16 protein-coding genes, 1 tRNA gene and 4 pseudogenes are annotated in these 21,122 nt (G+C 70.1%); 9 read left to right on the forward strand and 12 right to left on the reverse strand.

The genetic code is table 11. The features are described 5' to 3' along the window. Positions 1 to 7: 7 nt before the first annotated feature. From QEG98_RS01575 to QEG98_RS01625, 11 genes and pseudogenes are all read right to left on the reverse strand, one after another. Positions 8 to 826, reverse strand: a complete 819-nt coding sequence (locus tag QEG98_RS01575) for an SRPBCC family protein (protein WP_316565484.1) — start codon at positions 824 to 826, stop codon at positions 8 to 10. Between the two features lie 265 nt (positions 827 to 1,091). Continuing rightward, complete coding sequence (locus QEG98_RS01580; RefSeq protein WP_316565485.1) at positions 1,092 to 2,471, reverse strand: hypothetical protein; 1,380 nt, start codon at positions 2,469 to 2,471, stop codon at positions 1,092 to 1,094. Between the two features lie 21 nt (positions 2,472 to 2,492). Then, entirely contained in the window at positions 2,493 to 5,222 is a 2,730-nt protein-coding gene (locus tag QEG98_RS01585) for a TonB-dependent receptor domain-containing protein (protein ID WP_410478102.1), read from the reverse strand. 743 nt (positions 5,223 to 5,965) lie between these two features. Then, a complete protein-coding gene (locus QEG98_RS01590) occupies positions 5,966 to 6,391 on the reverse strand; it encodes an ExbD/TolR family protein (protein ID WP_316565487.1) in 426 nt (141 codons plus the stop codon). An 11-nt stretch (positions 6,392 to 6,402) separates the two neighbouring features. Then, positions 6,403 to 6,810 (reverse strand): biopolymer transporter ExbD, encoded by a 408-nt coding sequence (locus QEG98_RS01595; RefSeq protein ID WP_316565488.1) that lies wholly within the window; start codon positions 6,808 to 6,810, stop codon positions 6,403 to 6,405. After that, positions 6,794 to 7,546: a MotA/TolQ/ExbB proton channel family protein gene (locus tag QEG98_RS01600; protein ID WP_011550420.1), complete on the reverse strand. Its 753-nt coding sequence runs from the start codon at positions 7,544 to 7,546 to the stop codon at positions 6,794 to 6,796. Before QEG98_RS01600 ends, QEG98_RS01595 begins: the two co-directional genes overlap by 17 nt. A gap of 45 nt (positions 7,547 to 7,591) precedes the next feature. Then, positions 7,592 to 8,374 (reverse strand): energy transducer TonB, encoded by a 783-nt coding sequence (locus QEG98_RS01605; protein WP_316565489.1) that lies wholly within the window; start codon positions 8,372 to 8,374, stop codon positions 7,592 to 7,594. An 83-nt stretch (positions 8,375 to 8,457) separates the two neighbouring features. After that, on the reverse strand, positions 8,458 to 8,796 hold the full coding sequence (locus tag QEG98_RS01610) for a hypothetical protein (RefSeq protein WP_316565490.1): 339 nt from the start codon (positions 8,794 to 8,796) through the stop codon (positions 8,458 to 8,460). Beyond that, a pseudogene (locus QEG98_RS01615) lies at positions 8,724 to 9,763 on the reverse strand (glycosyltransferase family 87 protein). Before QEG98_RS01615 ends, QEG98_RS01610 begins: the two are co-directional and overlap by 73 nt. Positions 9,764 to 9,803: 40 nt before the next feature. Further along, positions 9,804 to 10,679: an FAD-dependent oxidoreductase gene (locus QEG98_RS01620; protein WP_316565491.1), complete on the reverse strand. Its 876-nt coding sequence runs from the start codon at positions 10,677 to 10,679 to the stop codon at positions 9,804 to 9,806. A 100-nt stretch (positions 10,680 to 10,779) separates the two neighbouring features. Next, a pseudogene (locus QEG98_RS01625) lies at positions 10,780 to 11,193 on the reverse strand (FAD-dependent oxidoreductase); the annotation flags it as partial. A gap of 501 nt (positions 11,194 to 11,694) precedes the next feature. Between QEG98_RS01625 and QEG98_RS01630 the strand changes: the two are divergent. The 7 genes and pseudogenes from QEG98_RS01630 (at position 11,695) to QEG98_RS01665 (ending at position 16,447) form a co-directional block, all read left to right on the forward strand. Further along, complete coding sequence (locus QEG98_RS01630; RefSeq protein ID WP_316565492.1) at positions 11,695 to 12,057, forward strand: ribosome-binding factor A; 363 nt, start codon at positions 11,695 to 11,697, stop codon at positions 12,055 to 12,057. Beyond that, a pseudogene (locus tag QEG98_RS01635) lies at positions 12,054 to 13,210 on the forward strand (RtcB family protein). Before QEG98_RS01630 ends, QEG98_RS01635 begins: the two are co-directional and overlap by 4 nt. A 212-nt stretch (positions 13,211 to 13,422) precedes the next feature. Further along, a tRNA-Gln gene (locus tag QEG98_RS01640) sits at positions 13,423 to 13,496 on the forward strand. 61 nt (positions 13,497 to 13,557) lie between these two features. Further along, the gene (locus tag QEG98_RS01645) at positions 13,558 to 14,085 is read left to right on the forward strand and encodes a non-proteolytic archaemetzincin-like protein (RefSeq protein WP_090490906.1); all 528 of its coding nucleotides are present in this window, start codon (positions 13,558 to 13,560) and stop codon (positions 14,083 to 14,085) included. A gap of 90 nt (positions 14,086 to 14,175) precedes the next feature. Then, a complete protein-coding gene (locus QEG98_RS01650) occupies positions 14,176 to 15,138 on the forward strand; it encodes a hypothetical protein (protein ID WP_316565493.1) in 963 nt (320 codons plus the stop codon). Positions 15,139 to 15,270: 132 nt separating this feature from the next. Next, positions 15,271 to 15,795: a DUF6484 domain-containing protein gene (locus QEG98_RS01655; protein ID WP_316565494.1), complete on the forward strand. Its 525-nt coding sequence runs from the start codon at positions 15,271 to 15,273 to the stop codon at positions 15,793 to 15,795. Positions 15,796 to 15,977: 182 nt separating this feature from the next. Beyond that, positions 15,978 to 16,447 (forward strand): annotated as a pseudogene (locus QEG98_RS01665) (ankyrin repeat domain-containing protein). A 96-nt stretch (positions 16,448 to 16,543) separates the two neighbouring features. Here the strand turns inward: QEG98_RS01665 and QEG98_RS01670 are convergent. Further along, positions 16,544 to 18,751 (reverse strand): (Fe-S)-binding protein, encoded by a 2,208-nt coding sequence (locus tag QEG98_RS01670; protein ID WP_316565497.1) that lies wholly within the window; start codon positions 18,749 to 18,751, stop codon positions 16,544 to 16,546. A gap of 547 nt (positions 18,752 to 19,298) precedes the next feature. Here QEG98_RS01670 and QEG98_RS01675 point away from each other — a divergent pair. Further along, positions 19,299 to 19,460, forward strand: a complete 162-nt coding sequence (locus QEG98_RS01675; RefSeq protein WP_167371115.1) for a hypothetical protein — start codon at positions 19,299 to 19,301, stop codon at positions 19,458 to 19,460. A 263-nt stretch (positions 19,461 to 19,723) separates the two neighbouring features. After that, the gene (locus QEG98_RS01680) at positions 19,724 to 20,971 is read left to right on the forward strand and encodes a vWA domain-containing protein (protein WP_186817951.1); all 1,248 of its coding nucleotides are present in this window, start codon (positions 19,724 to 19,726) and stop codon (positions 20,969 to 20,971) included. Positions 20,972 to 21,122: the final 151 nt, after the last annotated feature.

A 21,122-nucleotide genomic window follows, 5' to 3' on the forward strand; every position in this document is an offset into this window, starting at 1 on the left:
AGGTTCCTCAGAAGGAGTAGCCGCCCTCGCGAGCGGCGGGGTTGGGCCGGGTGGTGGGAATCTCGCCGGTCTCGACGAGGCTCTTGAATCGTTTGAGGGCCTTGAGCGCGAGCGCGGCGGGCACGGCGCCGAGCAGCTGCACGGCCTTCTCGCCCACGACGCCGCCCGGCGGGTCGAAGACGAAGCGGAGCGTCACTTCCGTGCCCCAGTCCCGCGGCGCGGGGCGGAAGCGCACCCAGCCTTCGTTGGGCAGGGCCGTGTCCCCCACGGATTGCCAGCGCAGCAGCTCACCCGGGTTCTCCTCCACCACCTCCGCGTCCCATTCGAGCTTCGCGCCGAGCACGCCCGGCACCTTCCAGTGCTGCAGGCCCTCGCCGGAGGACGTGACGTCGGCGAAGTGTCCCATCACCTGGTTGAGCGTCTCCGCGTCGCACCAGCGGCGATACAGCGCCTCCGGCGTGCCTTGGATGGTGATGGAGCGCTGGAGCACCGTCAGTTCGACGGTGGCGTCCCGGCCACGTTGCCGGCGGAGCTTCCGGACGATGACGCCGTGCTTGTGGACGTAGGGTTCCTGCTCGGTCCGGGTGCCGCGGAAGAGCAGGCCGCCACCGGCCAGGGCCATGGCCACGCCGCCCAGCTTGCCTCGCCGGAGGCCCAGCGTGAGCAGGGCGCCGCCCGCGAGCGCGGAGACGAGCTGCGGGAGGCGCTCCTCCGATGTGCGCTGGAGGCCGCGGTCGGGCCGTCCCCATCGCTGGCTTCCGAGGCGTCCGCCACGTGGAGACATGGCGGGAAAGCGGGCTCCTGGCTGCTGAATCGTGTCACGCATCGCGGTGGCTCCTCCTGGGCAGGCAGGAGTCGAGCCCGCCACCGGAAACGTTGGGGGAGCCACCGGGGATGACAACCCCGTGGGCGCGTGCCGCGCGGGGTGAGGGGCCCAGGGCCGCCAGCAGGCTCCAGGCCCTGCAAAGGCCACGGCCCGGCCGGGTGCCGTCGCCGGAGCCCCCTCCGCGCGCTGCACTCGACCGGGCCATGGGACCGGGCTCCCCACCCGCGTTCGGTGGAGGGGCCCGGCTCAGCTCTGCGTGGGGACGTCAGTCCTGCGGGAAGGCCGTCCAGCCGGCCAGCCAGTTGGTGGTGCCCACCGCGCCGACGAAGCGCGCGGAGGTGTCGAAGCCCGCCGGCGGCGTGGCGGCGGAGTCCGGGTTGAGCGCGGGCGAGCCGGCCACCGGCATGAAGTTCGGCGCCGTCAGATGGGTCGCGTCGGTGAGCTGCGGATCCACCACGCGGTTGTTCAGCGCGGAGGCGAGCACGCGCTCGGGCTCGTTGAAGTTGGACACGTCCGGGTTGGTGATGTTGCCGCCAGCGTCCACGGTCGGGTTCGGCGCCGCGGGGATGGAGACGGTGTCGCCGCGGTTGTTCCAGAAGAACGTGTTGCGCAGGTACAGCTCCGGCGTGGCCGCGTTCCACAGGGCCGCGGAGGCCGTGCCGCTCACGTCCACCGCCAGGTCGGCGAAGTGGGCCACGATGACGTTGTTCAGCTTCCCGCCCGCGCCGGTGTTGAACACCATGCCCGACTGCGCGGGGCTGGTGCCCGCCGGACGGCCGGAGCCAATGAAGGTCGCGTTCCAGATTTCCGGCGCGGACCGCGGCGTGGCCGCGTTGTCGTTCTTGTTGCCGGAGGCCTCGATGCCGAAGTTGCCCACCACCGCGTTCTGCTGCGCGATGAAGAACTGAATCTTCCCGTTGTAGCCCAGGTCGTAGTCCAGCGAGTCATCGTCCGTCTGGGTGACGACGGCGTGCTTCAGGTTGGCCGAGCCGCCGAAGAACTCCACGCCATCATCCGCGCCCATGTGGACCTGGATGTAGTCCAGGTCGGTGTCCGAGCCGCAGCCGGCCACGGTGAGGCCGTTGAGCTCGTTGTCCTCGGACAGCTCGAAGCCAGCGAACTCGATGCGCGCGTAGTTCAGCTTGCCGCAGTCGTGCGCGTCGTCCGGGTTGGCGCCGCCACCGTACTGGGTCAGCGGGTTGTTGCCGGAGGCGAAGAAGCCCTCCACCGTGTTCTCGCCGCCCGCCACGTTGATGCGGCCCTTGCCGAGCAGCACCACGCCGCCCCAGTTACCGGGCTCGCGGCTGCCCTCGGGCCGCGAGCTGGTGAAGACGATGGGGGCCTGCGCCGTGCCCACCGCGTGAATCTTCGCGTTGCGGGTGATGATGAGCGCGCTGCCCTGGTCGCCCAGGATGCGGGTACCCGGCTCGATGGTGAGCGTGCCGCTCTCCACGAAGATGTAGTTCTTCAGCGTGTACGTGACGCCCGCCTTCCAGGTGGTGTCCTGGGTGATGTTGGCGGACACGCTCTCGGTGGTGTCCGTCGGCGGCGGGTTGGGGTTGTTGGGCGTGTTGTCGTCGTCGCCGCAGGCAGACGTCAGGGAGAGGGCGGAGAGCGTCAGGAGGGAGGCAAAGAGGCGCTTCATGGGTGTGCTTCCTTCTGCGGGTTAGAGGGACCAGCCCAGCGACGCGCTGAAGGCGACGCCGGGTTTGTACGTCTGCACGTCCACCGACTCCTGGCGGAGGGTGACGCTCGAGTTGAGGAGGTTGGCCGCGGTGAGCTTGAGCTGCGCCGAGCCGAGCTGCTGGGTCAGCGAGATGTCCACGCGGTGGAAGGGCACTTCGTAGATGTCCGGCAGGCCCTGGACGCCCACTTCGCTGATGCGGCGGCCATACACGTTGTAGAGAACGGTCAGCTCGGTGCCGCTTTCGGGGCGCGAGTAGCCGACGTTGAGGTTGATGACGTACGGGGACTGGCCCTGGAGGGGACGGTTCCGGTTCGTCTGCGCGCCCACCACGTTGGGGTCACCCAGGTCCACGTCGGACTGGATGAGCGTGAGGTTGGCGCCCACGCGCACGGCCTTCAGCGTCTCCGTGAGGCGGGCCAGCGACGCGCGCGCCTCCAGCTCCAGGCCGTAGGTGTTGGCGCCCGCGGCGTTCTCGAAGCTGAGGTCCCCCGACTCGGGGTTGCGGATGACGCGCTCGATGGGGTCCTGGAAGCGCTTGTAGAAGGCGCTGGCGGCCAGGACCTCGTTCTCACCCGCGAACCATTCGACGCGCGCGTCGATGTTGTGGATGCGCGTCTGGAGCAGGTCCGGGTTGCCGGACACGTTCCGGCGGCGCACGAAGTCGAAGTAGATGAACGGTGCCAGCTCGCGGAAGGTGGGCCGCGCCAGCGTGTAGCTGTAGCCGGCGCGCACGTTCACAGTGGGCGTCAGCGCGTAGATGGCGTTGAAGGCCGGCAGCAGGTTCATGTACTCGGAGCGGTTCTCCGCGCCGGAGGCGCCGGTGAACGGGTCCTTCAGCGTGAGCTGCTGGGTGGAGGACTCCACGCGCAGGCCGCCCACCAGGCGGAGGGCGTCCGTCGGCTGGACGTCCGCGGACGCATAGCCGGCGAAGATGCCCAGGTACGCGTCATAGGCATCGTCCGGCCGGGTGTTCTCGCGCACGCGGATGCCGGTGCCCAGGTTCTCCGGGGCGAAGAGCTGCTCGGGGGGGAGCGTGCGGTCCACCGGCGTGGTGCCCAGCAGGTAGCGGAAGCGGCGCGCACCGAAGTCACGGAAGGACACCTGGGTGAGCCCGCCCACCTTCAGCCGGACGGCGGAGAGGGGAACGGTGACGTTGACGCTGCCGCCCGTGGACGTCTCGCCCAGCTCGGCGAAGAAGCGCTCGCCGCTGTTGGGCTGGTTGGGGAAGGTGGGCGTGCCCGACGGCGCGGAGAGGTTGTCGCTGTAGAGGGTGTCGCGGGTGTCGGGCTCGTCGCGGTCCACGCGGGACAGGTTGGCCTGCCAATCCAGCTCCGCGTCTCCCAGCAGACCCAGGCGGTGGAAGCCTCGGAGCTGGTTGAAGAAGAGCTGCCGGCTGACGAACTGCAGGCGCGTGCTCTCGTAGCTCTCACCGCGGACGATGTTGCTGCCGCGCGCGGTGAACGTGCGGGTGTCGGTGCCGCGGGTGTAGAGGCCGAACCAGGTCAGCTCGTTGTCGCGGTCCAACTGGAAGCCGACGCTGCCCAGGCCGCTGAGGCTGGCCGTCTCGAAGCCCTGCGTGCTGCGGGCCGCGTCGCGGGCGTTGAGCGCGCCCGTCTCGTCGCGGTCGACACGGGCGAAGGTGCCCTCCTGCACGCCGTCGCGGTGACCGTAGTTGGCGCTGGCCAGGTAGCCCAGCCGGCTGTTGCCGAAGCGCAGGGTGTCGCCCATGGACACGCCCAGGCCCATGTTGGGCAGCGCGGTGGTGCGGCGCGCCTGCCAGATGTTGGGGAAGCTGCGGTACTGCTGCTCCAGCACGTCGCTGGACTCGCCCGACATCCCCAGGCCGCTGTCGCGCGGAATCGCGTTGGGGAGCTGGCGGCTCCCGCTGGGGAAGCCCAGGTTCTCACCGAAGCCGCCCTGGGCCTGGCTGTTGCGCTCGCGGAACGTCGTCTCGGAGTCGCCGCCCAGGCTGATGCGCGGCTTGAGCTCGAACTCGCTCGGGTAGGAGTTGGTTTCGATGAGCAGCGTGCCGCCGGCGAAGGTGCCAGGGAGGTCCGGTGTGTAGCTCTTCACCACGTTGAGGTTGGCGAGCAGGCTGGTGGGGAAGATGTCCAGCGGGACGCTGGGCTCGTCCGGCTCGGTGCTGGGCAGCAGCGCGCCGTTGAGCAGCGTGGTGCTGTAGCGGCCACCCAGGCCGCGCAGCAGCACGTAGCGGCCGTCCACCACCGTGGCGCTCACCACGCGCTTCACCGCGTCGGAGGCGCTGGAGTCCGGCGTGCGCGCGATTTCCTGCGCGCTGATGGCGTCCGACACGGCGGCGGCCTTCTTGCGCTCCTGGAGCAGCGCGCCCTCGGCCCGGCGGTCCGCGCGGGCCTCGACGACGACTTCCTGCACCGCGCCTTCGTCCGCGCCGAGCGCGACGTCCAGCTTCGTCGCCTTGCCCTTCGTCACCACGACGCCGGTGATGCGGCGGCCCTGGTACACGTCATAGAAGACGCGCAGGTCGTACTTCCCGGGCGGCAGCGCGACCCGGTAGAAGCCATCCAGGTCGGTGAGCACCTGCTTCTGGGCGCCCGCCACGACCTTCACGGTGGCCTCGATGAGGCCCTCTCCGTTGGCTTCGTCCGTCACGCGGCCGTAGATGCCGGTGAAGCCCGGGGGCGGCACGGCGGACTCGGCCAGCATCGCCTCGTCGCTCATGGCCTCCATGGACGCATCAGCCGGCGCTGCGGGCTGCTGCGCCGTGGGGTCGGCTTCGGTGCCGGGTTGCTGCGCGGTGGGGTCGGCTTCGGTGCCGGGTTGCTGCGCGGTGGGCGAGGGCGTGACGCCCGGCTGCTGCACGGTGGGCGAGGGCGTGGCGCCCAGCTGCTGCGCGGTGGGGTCGGCTTCGGTGCCGGGCTGCTGCGCGGTGGGCAAGGGTGTGACGCCCGGCTGCTGCACGGTGGGCGAGGGCGTGGCGCCCAGCTGCTGCGCGGTGGGCGAGGGCGTGACGCCCGGCTGCTGCACGGTGGGCGCGGCCTCGGTGCCGGGCTGCGCGGCCGTCGGCGGCGTCACGGTGCCAGGCTGCTGCGCGGTGGGCGCAGGCTCCGGGCCTGGCTGCTGCGTGGAAGGATCATCCGCGGTGGGCGGAGCGGCAATTCCAGACGGCTGCGTCGCGGTGTCCGTCGGCTGCGACGGTTGGGTTTCCTCGGATGGGGGAAGAGGTTGCGTGACGGGGGCGCCCGCGGGAGCGGGAGCCGAACCCGGAACGCCGGGCGCCTGTGCGAACACGGGCGTAGCTGTCATGACAAGCGCAGCCAGAATGGCGCGCAAGGGGGCAGTGCGAGGCAACACGACACTCCTTGCCGAGGTGCGCGTAGAGAACGCGACACGCATGGCATCTGGATGAAGAGGCTGTGACGATTCAGGCGGCGGACCGCAAACTGGGTGTCACGGTCCGCCGCGGCACTGCATCAATCCGCGAGCTTGTCCGGCAGCACGCCGACCGTGATGTCCCCGCCTCGCGCGAGGTCCAGCACGTCCATGGCGGCGCCGTACGGCACATCATCACTGGCGTCGAAGAACACAATCTTGTCCGGGCGCGCGTTGAGCATGCGCTGGAGCCGGGCCACGACCTGGTCGCGGGGCACTTCTTCCCGGTTGATGCGCAGCACGCCGGACTTGTCCACCGTGAGGACCACCGGTGGCTTTGCATCGGGAGGAGGCGTCGGGGCCTCCTGGTCATCGCCCTTGGCGGGCACCGTCATCCACATCTGCTTCGTCATCAGCGGGGTGACGACCATGAAGATGATGAGGAGGACGAGCACCACGTCCACCAAGGGCGTCACGTTCATCGCCGGGCGGATGCTGCCCTTTCCGCCTCCGAGGTCGAATGCCATGGCGTGCGCTCCTAGTTCTTCTGCTTGTCGACGACCTGCAGGTTGATGCCGGGGAAGCCCAGTTCCTGCATCGCCTTGAAGAGGCCGCGCACCTCGGAGTAGCGCACGCCCCGGTCGGCCTTGAGCACCACGGGCGAGTCCGGGTCCTTCGCGCGCACGGCCTTCAGCTCGGCCATGAGCGCGTCGCGCTCGAGCTCCTGGCGGTCCAGGAAGAAGGCCCCGGTCGCGGACAGGCTCACCGTGGTGGGTGTCAGCTCCTTGTTCTCCTTGTCCGGGTTCGTCGCCGTGGGCAGCTCCACCGCGGCGCCGGACTCAATCTGGGGCGTGACGACCATGAAGATGATGAGGAGGACGAGCACGACGTCCACCAGGGGCGTCACGTTCATCTCCGGTGTCAGGCTCCTACGCGGGGTGGACATCGCGGGACTCCTTGCGAGCAGCCAGCTCCGGGCCCGTGGCCACCGCGGCGCCGTTGGTGGCCACGGGCTTTTGCGGCCCCAGGTCCTCCAGGTAGTCCATGAACTCGCTCCGCGCGGCGTCCAGGGAGAGCTGGAGCGAATCCGCGCGGGTGGAGAGGAAGTTGAACATCAGCACCGCGGGGATGGCGACGAGCAGACCCAGCGCCGTGACGACGAGCGCCTCAGCGATACCGGCGGACACCGCGCCCAGGCCGCCGGAGCCCTCCTTGGCGATGCCGGAGAAGGCCTCGATGATGCCCACCACCGTGCCAAGCAGACCGACGAAGGGCGCCACCGAGCCGACGGTGGCGAGCACGGACATGCCACGGCGCACGTCGGCGCTGACGCGCTCGTTGATGCGGACCAGCTCACGGCGCGTGAGCTCCACCGGGCCCAGCTTGCCGGCCGGCACGCGGGACTTCGCGAGGAAGTGCTTCATGCCACCGCCCAGCAGCATGGCCAGGTGGCTGCCCTTGGTGGCCTCCGCCTCCTTCACCAGCGCCTCGTGCTGGTGCTGGGTGAGGAGCGGACCGGCGCGGGACGCGAATTGCTTGGAGATGGAGCGCGAGCGGAAGAAGACGAAGAGGCGTTCGAAGAACACCGCGAGGGACGCGACGGCGAAGAGGATGAGGGTCCACGCGATGCCCAGCGCGAACACACCCATGTGGTTGTAGATGTCCCTGAGATTGAAATTCATGACGGGTTGCTCCTGGGGGGCAGGTGCGGGTGAGGCCTTTTCGGCTTACGACTTGAGACGGAACGGAACCTTGAAGATGCGGAACACCGCGGTGGGCTGACCGCCGACGACCGCGGGCTTGAAGCGCCACGTCTTCGCGGCGGCCATGGCCGCGCTGGCGAAGGGCTCGTCGCCGCGCATCACCTTCAGCTGGCTGACGCGGCCATCCACGCCCACCACGCCCTTGAGGATGACCATGCCTTCCAGGCCCTTGGAGCGGGCCTCGGAGGGGTATTCGGGCGTGAGGTTGGAGGACAGGGGCTCCGGCGGCGTGCCGGACTCCGGGAGATTGATGGGCGCGACGCGACCGCCACCACCGGCGAGTGTGTCACCGCCGGGGACGCCGCCCACCACACCGCCGGGAAGGAGCGCGCCGGTGCCACCCACGGCGATGGGCGCGGCGGCCACCGTCTCCGTCGCGGCCTCGGGCGGCTTCTCCAGCGGCACTTCCTTGGGAACGACGATGGGCGCGGGCGCCACGGTGGGCGCGGCCGGCGGCGGCGCCTTCGCGGCGGCGGGCGGCGCGGGCTTGGGGGCCAGCTTCGGCTTGGGAGGAGGAGGGGGCGGAGGCGGCGGCTTCGCCTCGACCACGGGGGGTGGCGGAGGAGGGGGCGGCGGACGGAACACCACGTCCGTGCCCTTCTTCTCTTTGATGACTTCCGTCACCTTGCCAGCAGCGGTGACGGCGGCGATGCCCATCAGCGCGAACACGGCGACGGACGCCGTAGTGGAGAGCGCGAACCGCCGCGCTGATTGGACGTCCGGGCCGCTGTCGAAGGTCTCGAACATGACTGGACGCGCATATAGCGACGCCATGTGTCGGGCCTGTCCGGGGCCCGTGACACTTTGCTTCCATCAAATTGACGGGAGCGTCACGGCGCGAGCCCGCCACCAAAGCAACGTGGCAGGCGTGACACGGCGTCGGCGTCCGCCACCGCTCGCGGTGCGCCCATGCGGCGCATCTGCGACAGCAGGGCGATCAGCAACGCGGTGTAGACGAGCGCGAAGGGGCGCCACAGGAGGACGTGGCGGCTCCATTCCGCGCCCAGTCCCGAGTCAGAGACCAGGAGACCCGTGAGGGCGATGAGCGCCACCAGCACCAGGTTGGGCCGGTGGCGGCTCTCCACCGCGGCGCGGATCAACGGCCAGGCCAGCACGTAGTTCGCGCGCCACGCCAGCGGTGACAGCAGGGTGACACCCAGGCAACACACGGCGATGAGGTCCGCCGGCCCGGGTCTTGCCCACACCACGGCGGCGACGAAGAGGACCAGCGCCGCGGCCTGCGCCAGCGACATGTCACCGGGGGCACCACGGTGTCGGGCGGGTACACCAGCGCCAGCAGCACGGTGGGCAGGCCCTGGGTGTTGGACTGGAGCGCCCAGGGCGGCGTGGTGCGCGCCAGGGTGTCGCTCCACAGTTGGAACTGGACCAGCGTGCCGTCCCAGCCGTAGCGGGCGAGCGTGGGCAGGGTGAGCACCCCGCCCACCACGGCGGTGGCGCCGATGACGCGCCAGTGCCGGCGCCACAGGAAGAAGAGGCCGACGAGGGCGGCGGGCGGCTTGAGTAGGAAGGCGATGGCGAAGGCGGCGCCAGGGCGCCACACCTGTCCGCGTTCGGCGCCGAGCGTGCACAGGAGGATGAGCAACAGGATGACGGCGTCCACCTGGCCGTAGAACAGCTCGAAGGTGAAGGCCGGCAGCAGGGCCAGCGTCGTCAGCGCGGGCGCCCAGGCCCAGGGCGTGGCTTCCCCGACGAAGGCGTGGCGCGCATGGTGAGGCGGGCCACGGCGGCGAGCGCGGCGATGGAGCCCAGGTTCCACAGGGCCACGGCGGCGCGCGCGGGGAGCAGGGTGAAGGGAAGGAAGAGCGGCGCGGTGATGGGCGCGTACTTGAACGGCATGTGGCCGTCGGACAGGCGGTAGATGTCCGTGGCTTCCCAGAAGCGCTCCGCCGCCATGAGGTAGACGCGGAAGTCCACGCCCCGGCGGGGATGCTGGCCCACGGCGATGGCGGCCACGGCCAGGACGGCCAGCACGAGCCACCAGGCCCAGCGCGCCCAGCGCGCGCTCACTCCAATGGATGTCCCCTCACCCGCGGCCGGTGGGGGGATTCGGAGCTGGAGGGCCCCGGGGCGACGGCGGTCATCGGTAGGGAGGGGTGGGGTGGGCAGCGGCACCATTCCACGCCCACCCCCGCGCACGCAACGGAGGGGGGCGGCGCTAGAGGCCGTACGTCTCCAGCAGCTTCAACCACACCTCGCTCATGGTGGGGAACGACGGCACCGCGTGCCATAACGTGTCGAGCGGTACCTCTCCCGCCACGGCGATGGTGGCCGCATGGAGCATCTCTCCCACCTCCGGCCCGGTGAACGTGGCGCCCACGAGCACCCGGCGCTTCTCGTCCACCACCCACTTCACGGTGCCCGTGAGGCCCTTGCCCACCAGCGACGTGCCGGGCACGTCCTGGAGCTGCTGCTCCACCGTGCGCACCGGCAGCCCGGCCTCGCGTGCCTTGGCCTCGGTGAGGCCCACGCTGGCCACCTGCGGGTGGGTGAAGACGACTTGTGGGGTGGCTTTCGCGTCCGCCCACGCTCTTGCCTGCTTGCCCGCGATGACGTCGCCCACCATGCGGGCCTGGTACTTGCCCATATGGGTGAGGAGGTTGCGGCCATTGGTGTCGCCGCACGCGTAGAGCCAGCCGCCGTCCACGCCCTTCGCGCGGAGCTGGTCATCCACCTCCACGGGCTTGCCGCCCTCGAGCCCCACTGTCTCCAGCCCGATTCCTTCCGTGCGGGGCACGCGGCCCATGGCCACCAGGATTTCGTCCGCGACGACCTGCTCGCCATTGGACAGCGTCACCGTCACCTCGCCCTTGCCGCCGGGCCGCTGGACGCGCGTCACGTTCATTCCCAGCAGGACGCGCGCGCCGGCATCTCGCAGCGCCTGGGCCACCTGCTCGCTGGCGAAGGGCTCCGCGCGGGACAGCAACCTCTTTCCGCGCTGCACCAGCGTCACCTCGGAGCCCAGCGAGCGCCACGCCTGGGCCAGCTCCACCCCGACCGCGCCGCCGCCCAGCACCACCAGCCGCTTGGGCACCTGCGGCGCCGGTGCCCTGGCGGTTGTCCCAGGGCTGGGCGTCCTTCAGCCCCGGGATGTCCGGGATGCGCGGATGGCTGCCGGTGGCCAGCACCACGGCTTTTCGGGCCTCCAGCTCCCGCACGGTGCCGTCCTTGTTCTCCACGCGTACCTTGCGCGGGCCCGTGAGCTTGCCGGTGCCCCGCATCACCCTCAGCTTCGCGCCCTCGGCCCACTTCACCTGGGAGTCGTCCTGGTAGTTGTTGACCATCGAATCCCGGTGGGCCAGCACCGCGCGCGCGTCGATGCCCTCCTGGAGCTTCTCGCGCACGCCGGCGGCATGCTCCGCCAGCCACCGCGCTTCGCTCGGGCGCAGCAAGGCCTTGCTGGGGATGCAGGCCCAGTACGAGCACTCGCCGCCGAGCAGCTCATGCTCCACCAGCGCCACCGACAGCCCGGCCTCCGCGGCGCGCGCACCGGCGACCTCACCCGCGGGGCCTGCCCCAATCACCACCACGTCGAATGCTTCCGCCATGTGCCTTCACCTCGTGCCCGCTGCGTAGCGCGGCGGCGGGCCATGCCCACGGCCGCGTTGAGACGCACGTCCGCTGCTGGAAAGTGAGGGTGGTCACCCGCCGACACCGGACACAGGGCACGGGCCCGAGGGGTGGTTGGCTGTCAGGTCTGCCCGCGTCCTGCCGTCCGGGGCTGTCGCTTGACGCGGGCAGGGTGGCGGTCACATCTTGCGTGCGCAGCATCACGGTCCGCGCGGGAGTCACGCACGCGGCGGGAGGTGTGCCATGGGACGTGTCTTGAATGGAGTCTCGGGTCGCTCCGCGCTGAACGTGCTGAACCGGGTGGGCCGCCTCCCTCGCTGAGCGGGACGGAGCGCGCTTCCAGGGCCTTGGATTCGGCATGTGCGCGGAGCCTTTGTCTCCGTGCAATGGGCCGGCGTGTGTCTCGTGCGTCGCTGACGGCTTGAAGCCGGGCGCGCACGAGGGGCACGCGCGGCCTTCTGGGAACCGTTCGTCCTCTCATGTCCTCTTCCAGGAATCGCCGTACCTCGTCATCGCGCCATCTGCGCGTGCAGTCCCATCTGTCCCAAGAAGTCTCCCGCACCTTCCGGGGGGAGCTGTCCGACCCGAGGCTCGAAGGCGTCGCGCTGACGTCCTTCGAGCTGTCGCCGGACGGCCGCCTCGTTCGCATCGGCTACACCGTCACGCCCGAAGCCGCGGCTGCCGGCCTTCGTCCCCTGCAGGCGGCGCTCGAAGGCGCCAGCGGCTACCTGCGCTCGCAGCTCGCGGAGCACCTCGACCTCAAGCGCGTGCCGCAGCTTCGCTTCATCTACATCGGCGTCTCGGAGCACACGTCCGGAGCGGCGGAGGAGGGCGAGTCATGATGCCCCGTCTCCTTCCGTCCGCGCCGGGCTGCAGGCCCATCCTCGTCTGGGCCCGAGCGCTGCCTCCCGGCGCGGAGAAGCAGCTGCGTCACATCGCCTCCCAGCCCTATGTCGTGGAGCACGTGGCCGCCATGCCGGACCTCCACGTCGCTACCGGCATCGCAGTGGGCACCGTCTTCGTCACCGAGCACCACGTCGTACCGGGGGCCCTGGGCGGAGACCTGGGCTGCGGCGTGAGCGCCTGGCGTTTCCCACTCACCTCGGGCCTTCCCGGACGGGACCTGCTGGCGCGCGTGCTGTCTCAGTGGGCCGAGCGCATCCCCGTGGGTGACGCCGCCCACCGGGGCCGGGGGCTGCCCTTGCCCCCGGCGCTGGAGTCACCGCCCCTGTCCACCCAGAAGCTGCGCCATGCCTGGGAGCGGCTGGCGCCCAGACACCGGCGACGCTCGGGGGCGGCAACCACTTCCTCGAACTGGACCGGGATGCGGACGGGGCCCTCTGGCTGCTGCTGCACACCGGCTCGCGGGGCGTCGGCGCGGCCATTGCGGACCACCACGGGCGGGTGGCCCGGGCGCTCGGGGAGGGCGGCTTGCCGGCCCTGGACATCCACACCGCCGAGGGCGCCGCCTGCCTCGCCGACACGCAGTGGGCCTGCCGCTTCGCGCTCGCCAACCGGGAGGCCATCGCCGCTCGCGCGCTGGACGTCCTGGAAGAAGCCCTGGGCGTGGCCGCCGACCCGGCGTCGGCCGTGGACGTGCACCACAACCACGTCGCCCTGGAGGAGCACGGGGGCCGCATGCTGTGGGTCCACCGCAAGGGCGCGGTGGGGCTCCAGGCCGGCCAACGCGGGCTCATCCCGGGTTCCATGGGGACGGCGTCCTACGTCGTGGAGGGCCGGGGCGAGCCGCGTGCCTTCCGCTCCTGCTCACACGGGGCGGGCCGCGTCCTCACCCGTGCCGAGGCACGGGCGCGCATCCGCCCGGCGGCGCTGGAGCACGTGCTGCGCCGCGTGGTGTACGACAAGGGGCGCGCCGCCGCCCTGGTGGAGGAGGCACCTGCCGCCTACCGCGACATCACCGAGGTGCTGGAGGACGAGGCCGACCTCGTCCGGCCGCTCCTGCGCCTGACACCGCTCGCCGTCCTCAAGGGCTGACCGGGAAGGGGGAAGGCCGCTCCTGGCGAGAATCCGGGGGCGGCTTTACTCCAGGTGTAATGGGATAGCGACAATGCGCCCGGCTTCAGCCGTCACCGGGGCCCGGGCGAGGGGTCCAGTGGCTGACATTGCAGAGAACCGCGTCAGGGGAGTTCCCCGCACCCGTCGGGATGCCGTACACTCGGACACCAGAAGTACACGAGAGAACCTGCTGGGGCGTCGTCTAATGGCAGGACATCAGACTTTGACTCTGAGTATCAAGGTTCGAATCCTTGCGCCCCAGCCACTCCGCTCCGGGGGGACGCGGTAGCCATGCGTCCGTCCCGTGCATGAAGGACGGTGGGCCGATGCCGCAGAAGACACTCCTTCTGGTCTCCGTGGGTAGCCCGCCAGCCTCTCTCTTGAGGGACTTGCAGGACCCGCTGGCGGCGCAAATGGGTGTCGCGGCCGTGGTGTCGAAGACGGTATTGCCGACGCCCGCCTACGCCTTCAACAAGGACCGTGGCCAGTACCACTGCAACGCCATCATGCGGCGGCTGACGCCCATGCTGGAGCCCGGCCAGTTCGCCGTGTTGGGCATCTCCGACGTGGACCTCTTCGTCCCGGACTCGCCTTTCGTCTTCGGGGAAGCGGACCGCGAATCGAAGACGGCGGTGATGAGCCTCCATCGCCTGGCCCAGGGCGCCGCCAGCGACATGTTGCGGCGCCGCGCGCAGGTGGAGGTGGTGCACCAGGCGGGACACCTGCTCGGGTTGTCCTACTGCGAGGACCCTCGGTGCGTGATGTTCTTCGCGCAGACGCCGCAGGACTGCGACCGCAAGCAACTGTCGCTCTGCAACCTCTGCCGCAACGAGCTCCAGAAGCTCAACCGCTGACCTTGACCGTGCGTTGAATCACCCGTGGCGCGTTGACGTCAGTCCCGGTGCGCTCTGTAGTACGGGGCTCTCTATCGGCCGGGAAGCGGAGTGATGACGATGACGGGCAAGCGGAGGTTCCTCGGAGCGGTCTTGGCGGTGGGGATGTTGGGGGGCTGCGAGCCCCTGGACGACGGTGGCGGCGGCGGCATCGGGGACGTCCTCTTCACCCGCGGCTTCGCCTTCGTGCGCGAGGACGACCGCAACGTCTTCGTGGTGGACGACAACGGCGACGCCAACAGCCCGCAGCGGCTGACCAGCGTGGGCGGCGCCTACTGGCCTTCCGTGTCGCGCGACGGCCGCAGCGTGGTGTTCGTCCAGCGCAGCGGTGGCACCACCTCGCTGCTGACGGTGCCCACCTCGGGCGGCACGCCCTCCACGCTGTTCCGGGCGAATGATTCGACGTGCGCGCGCGGCTGCTCCAACTTCCGCACGCCCACCTTCAGTCCGGATGGACGCAGCGTCGTCTTCGTCTTCTCACCGGGCAACAGCTCCCAGACGGCGCTGGCGCGCATCAACACGGACGGCAGCGGCTTCCAGGAGCTCACGCCCAACAACGTCATCGCCTACGGCGCGCCGTCCTTCCTGCCCAACGGGAGCGCGGTGCTGGCGGGCGCGGGCAGCGGGTTGAACCAGCTCGACCAGCTTGCGCACGTGCCGCTCAACGGGGGCACCATCACCTACTCCTCCCTGAGCGCGGGCGTGCAGTTCGTGGAGAACCGCGTGGCGGTGTCTCCGAACGGCTCCCAGGTGGCGCTGGATGGGCGCCTGTCCTCCGGTGGCACGCGCATCTTCGTGGGGCAGTTGTCGGGCTCGAACGTGGGGGCGCTCCAGCGCGTCACCAGTGGCGGGGCGGGCGAGGAGTCGTGGCCGAGTTGGACGGGCGCCAGCCAGCTGGGCTTCCTCATCAGCGCTGGCGGGAGCGACACGGGCATCTACCGCGCGAACCTGAGCACGGGCTCGGTGTCGCTGGCGGTGCCCAGCGCCGCGGAACCGTCCTACGGGCCGATTTGACCTGGAGCCGCTGACCTCGGACCCGGTGGGGTGGCGCCAGCGCCGCCTGCCTGGCGTCCGAGGGAAGGCGGTTCGGGCCGGATTCGCGCCGTGGGAGGCGCCTGCGGTAGCCTGACGCATGGAGATGCCGGCATGAGCGAGTCACCCGACAGCAGGTCCCTTGCCTCTGGCGCGCAATCCCAGGAGCCCATCCTGGGGAGCCGGGCCGGCCATCTGGTGGGCGTCGATGCCAGTGGCGCGGTGCTCGTGGATTTTCCGGGGAACCCCTCGGGCCCGGTGGCCGCGCGGCTCGCCGTCGTCGTGGAGCCGAAGGCGCTCCAGGCCGCCGTCGCCCAGCGGCAGAAGGCGGTGCTCCTCTTCGAGAACGGAGACCCCCGGCTGCCCTTCGTCATGGGGCTCATCCAGGAGCCCAGCACGACGCCGCTGTTGGACGCGTTGCTGGAATCACCACCCCCAGAAGCCGCGCTGCGCCCGACAGAGGCCCATGTCGACGGCAAGCGCGTCGTCATCGAGGGCCAGGACGAAGTCGTCCTCAAGTGCGGGGAGGCCAGCATCACCTTGCGCCGCAACGGCAAGGTCATCGTGAAAGGCACCTACCTGGAGTCGCGCGCCTCCGGCACCCACCGTATCAAGGGCGGCACGGTCGAAATCAACTGACGCTCCGGACGTAAGGCGACCTGCGTGGACGCCACGTCCAACACGACGCGGTATGGGCGGCCGACGGGCGGGGGGCGCAGCTTCCCTGCTGGGCGGCGTGCTGTGAGCCAGGGCGCCGAGCGCCCGGGGGCAACTGGCGTCCCAGAGCGCGAGGCGCGATGCTGCCGCGCGGAGGTCTGACGATGTCCCTCTTCGATGCCGTGCTGGCGGGCGACCGTGACGCCGTGGAGTCCCACCTGTCCGCTGGAGCGGACCCGAACCCCTTCGACGAGGAGGGGCGCACGCCGCTGATGGCCGCGGCCCGCGCGGGGCGAGCGGACTGGTGCAACGCCTCCTGGAGGCGGGAGCGGACCCCGAGCTGACGGACAGCATCGGCGAGTCCGCGCTCATCATGGCCGCGGCGCACGGGCACACCGAGGTCTGCCAGTGGCTGATGCCTCACGCGCGCGCGGATGACCAGGACCTGGCCCGCACACTGCTCTCCGGCCTGGGCATCACCGACCTGCGCTTGGACGCGCCGCCTCCGCCGGACAACAGCTTCCGCCGCAAGCTCGCCTCCGCGGGGGCGTATGTCTCCGGCAAGCTGGGGGACGACGGCGCCACGAAGCGGCTGGAGCGCGTCCTGCGCTCGGAGAAGCAGCGCAAGCCCTGAAACGACGAAGGCCCGGGGCTTCACGGTGGAAGCCTCCGGGCCCTTGTGTGAAGCGAAGCGGGCGGGCCCTTCAGCAGGCCCGCCGCACCCCTGGCACTACTCCGGCTTGGCGCTCACCGTGGCGCTGGGGGCCACGGTGCCCACCGCGCCGCTCTTGGTCTCCAGCGCGTCGGCGACCAGCTCGGTGATGTCCTTGATCTTGATGTTCTCCTCACGGCCGGTGTCGTTCACCGCGTCGGAGAGCATCGTGGAGCAGAACGGGCACGCCACCGCGACGATGCCGCTGCCGCCCTTCTCCTTGTAGTCGCCCACCTGGCCCGGCTTCTTCTTGTCCGCGGCGTTGGGGTAGGGCGTGTTCGGGTCCTCGGCGTGCTTCAGCGTGAGCGCGGCCTCGTTCAACCGGTTGTGGTTGATGCGCGTGCCAATGTGCTCCTCCATCCACATGCGGCCGCCGCCGGCGCCGCAGCAGAAGCCCTCGCGCTTGCTGCGCTGCATCTCCACCACCTCGAGCCCGGGGATGCTGTTGAGCACCTCGCGGGGGGCGTCGTAGACGCCGTTGTGGCGGCCCAGGTAGCAGGGGTCGTGGTAGGTGAGCTTGCTGTTCATCACCGCGGAGAGCTTGATGCGCTTCTCCTTCAGCAGCTCGTTGATGAGCTGCGTGTGGTTGATGACGCGGTACTCGCCGCCGAACTCCGGGTACTCGTTCTTGATGGTGTTGAAGCAGTGCGGGCACTGGGTGATGACGGCCTTCACGCCCATCGAGTTCCACGTCTCGACGTTCGTCTTCGCCATCGTCTGGAACAGGTACTCGTTGCCCATGCGGCGCGCGGAGTCGCCGTTGCACATCTCCTGCTTCGACAGCGTGGCGAAGCTCACGCCCGCCTCGCGCAGAATCTTCACCAGCGCGCGGCTGACCTTCTTCTGCTTGTCGTCGTAGCTGCCCGCGCAGCCCACGAAGAAGAGGTACTCGTAGGGGCCGCCGTCGTCACCCCACGTGGGGAGCGCCAGGTCCTCCGCCCACTCGTCGCGCCGGTCCTGGCCCAGGCCCCAGGGGTTGCCCTGGCGCTCGATGCCCTCGAACACGCGCTGGATTTCGGGGGGGAACTCCGCCTTCACCTGCACCTGGTAGCGGCGCATGTCGATGAGGCGCGGCACGTTCTCGATGAACACCGGGCAGGCCTGCTCGCACCAGCCGCAGCTCGTGCACGCCCACACGGTCTCCGCCGACAGCGCGCTGCCGATGATTTCGGGCAGCGGCTCCTTGATGCCATTGGGGCCGTAGCCTTCCTCCACCCACTGCTCGTTGTCCCAGATCCAATGCTTCAGGTCCTGGTTGACGCCCTTGTGGGTCAGCGGCTTGCCGGTGATGTACGTCGGACAGTGCGTCTGGCAGCGGCCACACTCCGTACAGGAGTAGAGGTCCATGCCCTGCTTCCACGTCAGGTCCTTCACCGTGGCGGTGCCGAAGTCCTCCTTCTCCAGGTCCGGCGTGGGCAGCTTGCCGGTGGAGTGGGTGCGCTGGAAGAAGACGGTGGGCAGGCCGGTGATGATGTGGAAGTGCTTGCCGATGGGCAGGAAGTTCAGGAACGCCAGGATGATGACCAGGTGAACCCAGAAGCCGGCCGTGCCCACCACGTGCGCGGCGGTGGCGCCCAGCGGCATCATCGCCAGGCCCGTCAGGCTGGTGAACGGCTCCCACCACACCAGCGCGGCGGGGGACTGGGGCACCTGCGCGGCGCCCACCTGCGCCTGCGCGGCGTGCGCGGCCACCATGTGGCTGCCGCCGAACAGGAACTCGGAGACCATCAGCCCGCCGATGAAGCACAGGATGAGGTACGCCTCCCACGACGGCGTCAGGCGGTCCGGCTTCACCTTCCAGCGGACCCAGATGTAGTAGGCCACGCCCAGCAGGGCCAGCGCGGCGACCACGTCCTTGGCCAGCAGGTAGAGCTTGTAGACGAAGAGCAGCGCGGATTGATCCGCCCAGAACGGGTGGCCCAGGTCGGTCAGCACGTCCAGCGCCGTGGTCGAAAACCCCATGGCGAAGAGCATGATGGTGCGCAGGGCCAGCACCATGAAGGCCGCGTAGATGAGGACGTGGAACAGGCCCGGCGTGAACTCCTCCGGGTCCACCAGTCGCTTCTGGCCAAGGCCGAAGCGCACCAGCTGCGCCACGCGGAAGGGGATGTTGTCGAGCCGGTTCTCCTTCTTCATCGCGAGCAGGACGCCCACGCGACCGGACATGGTCATGACGAAGATGGGAATGGCGAGGGCTAGCAACAGGCCGGTGATGATGGGACTCATGGGACTCTGAGGACCTCTCGGGCGCCGCGGCGGATGAGCCCGGGCTGCCGCGTCGCGGCAATTCTTGAGTGCACTTCAACCCTAACAGGGGTGATTCTCGAATCAAGCACCCTGCTGCCCCAGGTGTCCTTCACTGGAGAACGCGGCCCGGGTCCTCTGGGGAGTGAGCGGCCATCGCACGGATTTACCAGTGGCGGACGGCAGCCAGGCATCCTTTGAAAATACCCGGCAGTAAACCGCTGTGGGGGTTCCTTTTTCGGGCCCAGGGCTTACCTTGTGCGATTGCCACGGGCACTGTCTGGCGTCTGACTGTTCGTAACTGCCTGTAAATACGAACACTCTTCGCTGGAGGGCAGGCAGGTAGGCAAGCGGGCGACATGGCCCCCGAAACTTTGAGACCCCAAGGCCTTTACAACGCGAGGCGACATACTCAACATGGTCGGTAAATCGGTCAACGAATAATGGAGCGGGCCTCGCATGGGGCGAGCCCGGGTCGACCGAAGCGGGATGCCCCCCTTCACCTGGGTGGCCTCCAGAGGAGCCGGCGATGGTTCACGACGACACCACGTACATGGACGATGAAGGTTTGCCTTATGTGGATCCGCGGCAGGACGGTGGCGCGGAGTCTTCTGAGGCCGACGAGGGCGCGCCCGGCCGCCGTTGGGGCTACTCCGAGGAGTCGTGGGGCGGCTGGACTGCGGCCGAGTAATTCGCGGCCCCCGCGGCCGGTGGACGCGCGGGGGCACTCGCGGTAGCCGGGGCAATGGATACCCGCGTGGTGGCTCCCCAAGTGAGCCCCCGGGCCCCCTTGCTCCAAAGCACGACTCCCGACATTCTCAGACCCCGCAGCCTGCCCGAGCGCGTCCCCCTCTCCCGTGCGTTGTGGCCCATGAGACTTCCGGCATCGGGGGCGGTCCGCTCCCGCAGATTGATTCGCGGCACAATGCCTCGTGCGACCACGGGGGAGTACGTATGAAGCAGACGGCCTGGGCAGTGGAGCGTGACGCCGAGCATGGCCGCGAGGTGCTCCTCCTCGTCACCCTGGAAGCCGACGCCGACGCCCCCCGCGCACCCGTGGCCATCAACCTCGCCTTGGATCGCAGCGCCTCCATGCGTGGCGTGCCGCTGCTCGCCGCGGTGCAAGCCGCCCAGGCGCTCGTGGAGCGCGCCAGCCCACGCGACTACCTGGGCCTGCTCACCTTCGACGCCGAGCCCGAGCAGGTCCTCCCCATGCGCGCCATGGACCCCAATGCCCGGGCGCAGCTCCTCAAGGTGCTCGCGCGCCTGGAGTCCGGCGAGGGGACCGCCCTGCACGAGGCCGTGGAGCGCGCCTCGGAGTCCGCCCGCCGCGTGCTCGTGCCCGGCGCCCGGCCCCAGGTGCTGATGCTGACCGATGGCGAGCCCTCGGTGGGCCCGTCGCAGCTCGCCGAGTTCAAGACCCAGGGCGCCCGCATCGCAGAGTCCGGCGTCATGCTCCACGCGCTGGGGCTGGGCCGCCACTACCTGCCCGACATCCTGGAGGCCCTCACCAGCCCCTCCGGCACCGGCTTCGTGCACGTGGATGACCCGGAAGGTCTGCCCATGGCCGTGGGCCAGCTGGGCGCCGAGCTCTTCGGTGAAGTCGTCGCCGACGCGCGCGTGCACGTGCTGCCCTCGGGCTTCGCCGACGTCCGCTGCCGCCACCGCTATCCCTCGCGCGTGGAAGGCGACGCCATGAGCGCCACCCTGGGCGCCATCTCCCAGGCCTTCCCGCGCCGCGTCCTCTTCTCGGGCATGTTGGGGGATGCGGAGTGGAACCTGGGCGTGTCCACGTCCTACTCCGAGCGCGGCGATACGCGGCGCATCAGCGTGCCAGTGACGCGTGTGCTGCCCGACAGTGACGCGGGCCGCTTCGTGCGCGCCGTGTCCGCCGAGCTGGACCTGGTCGCCGGTGAAGCCGCTGCGTGGAAGGCCCTGGGCCGCCGTCACCAGGACGCCGCGGAGCGGGCGCTGGAGGCCGCGGACGTCGCCCTCTACAAACTCGCGCGGCTCGGCTCGGCGGAGGTGCCCGCGCAACGCCACGTGGAGCGGCTGGCGGACCTGCGCCGGGTGATAGAGCGCCGGGCAAACAAGCTCCCCGCGCTGGTGATGCGCCGCGCGCACTCCGAGGTCTCCCGCATCACCATGAGCCGCGTGGGCCCCGCGGCGCCCGCGCTGCTGCCCTGGAAGACCGAGGACTGACGCCCGTCGCTCGGCTGCTCTTGTGGGTTCATGACGTTACCTCTGTGACGCTGTAACCCCTCCTGCTCGGACCGTCCGCCTGGGAGTGGGCGTGGCGCGTCATGCGAGGGGAATGCCCGCCTGCCCGGATGGTTCACTGTGCTCGGAGGCA

It is taken from the genome of Myxococcus sp. MxC21-1 (assembly GCF_032612255.1).
Lineage (GTDB): Bacteria > Myxococcota > Myxococcia > Myxococcales > Myxococcaceae > Myxococcus > Myxococcus virescens.

Excerpts from the sequence above, each read along its gene's own strand:
- QEG98_RS01575 (WP_316565484.1), bottom strand. The coding sequence starts at position 826 with ATGCGTGACACGATTCAGCAGCCAGGAGCCCGCTTTCCCGCCATGTCT.
- QEG98_RS01580 (WP_316565485.1), bottom strand. The coding sequence starts at position 2,471 with ATGAAGCGCCTCTTTGCCTCCCTCCTGACGCTCTCCGCCCTCTCCCTG.
- QEG98_RS01585 (WP_410478102.1), bottom strand. The coding sequence starts at position 5,222 with ATGGAGGCCATGAGCGACGAGGCGATGCTGGCCGAGTCCGCCGTGCCG.
- QEG98_RS01590 (WP_316565487.1), bottom strand. The coding sequence starts at position 6,391 with ATGGCATTCGACCTCGGAGGCGGAAAGGGCAGCATCCGCCCGGCGATG.
- QEG98_RS01595 (WP_316565488.1), bottom strand. The coding sequence starts at position 6,810 with ATGTCCACCCCGCGTAGGAGCCTGACACCGGAGATGAACGTGACGCCC.
- QEG98_RS01600 (WP_011550420.1), bottom strand. The coding sequence starts at position 7,546 with ATGAATTTCAATCTCAGGGACATCTACAACCACATGGGTGTGTTCGCG.
- QEG98_RS01605 (WP_316565489.1), bottom strand. The coding sequence starts at position 8,374 with ATGTTCGAGACCTTCGACAGCGGCCCGGACGTCCAATCAGCGCGGCGG.
- QEG98_RS01630 (WP_316565492.1), top strand. The coding sequence starts at position 11,695 with ATGTCCTCTTCCAGGAATCGCCGTACCTCGTCATCGCGCCATCTGCGC.
- QEG98_RS01645 (WP_090490906.1), top strand. The coding sequence starts at position 13,558 with ATGCCGCAGAAGACACTCCTTCTGGTCTCCGTGGGTAGCCCGCCAGCC.
- QEG98_RS01655 (WP_316565494.1), top strand. The coding sequence starts at position 15,271 with ATGAGCGAGTCACCCGACAGCAGGTCCCTTGCCTCTGGCGCGCAATCC.
- QEG98_RS01670 (WP_316565497.1), bottom strand. The coding sequence starts at position 18,751 with ATGAGTCCCATCATCACCGGCCTGTTGCTAGCCCTCGCCATTCCCATC.
- QEG98_RS01675 (WP_167371115.1), top strand. The coding sequence starts at position 19,299 with ATGGTTCACGACGACACCACGTACATGGACGATGAAGGTTTGCCTTAT.
- QEG98_RS01680 (WP_186817951.1), top strand. The coding sequence starts at position 19,724 with ATGAAGCAGACGGCCTGGGCAGTGGAGCGTGACGCCGAGCATGGCCGC.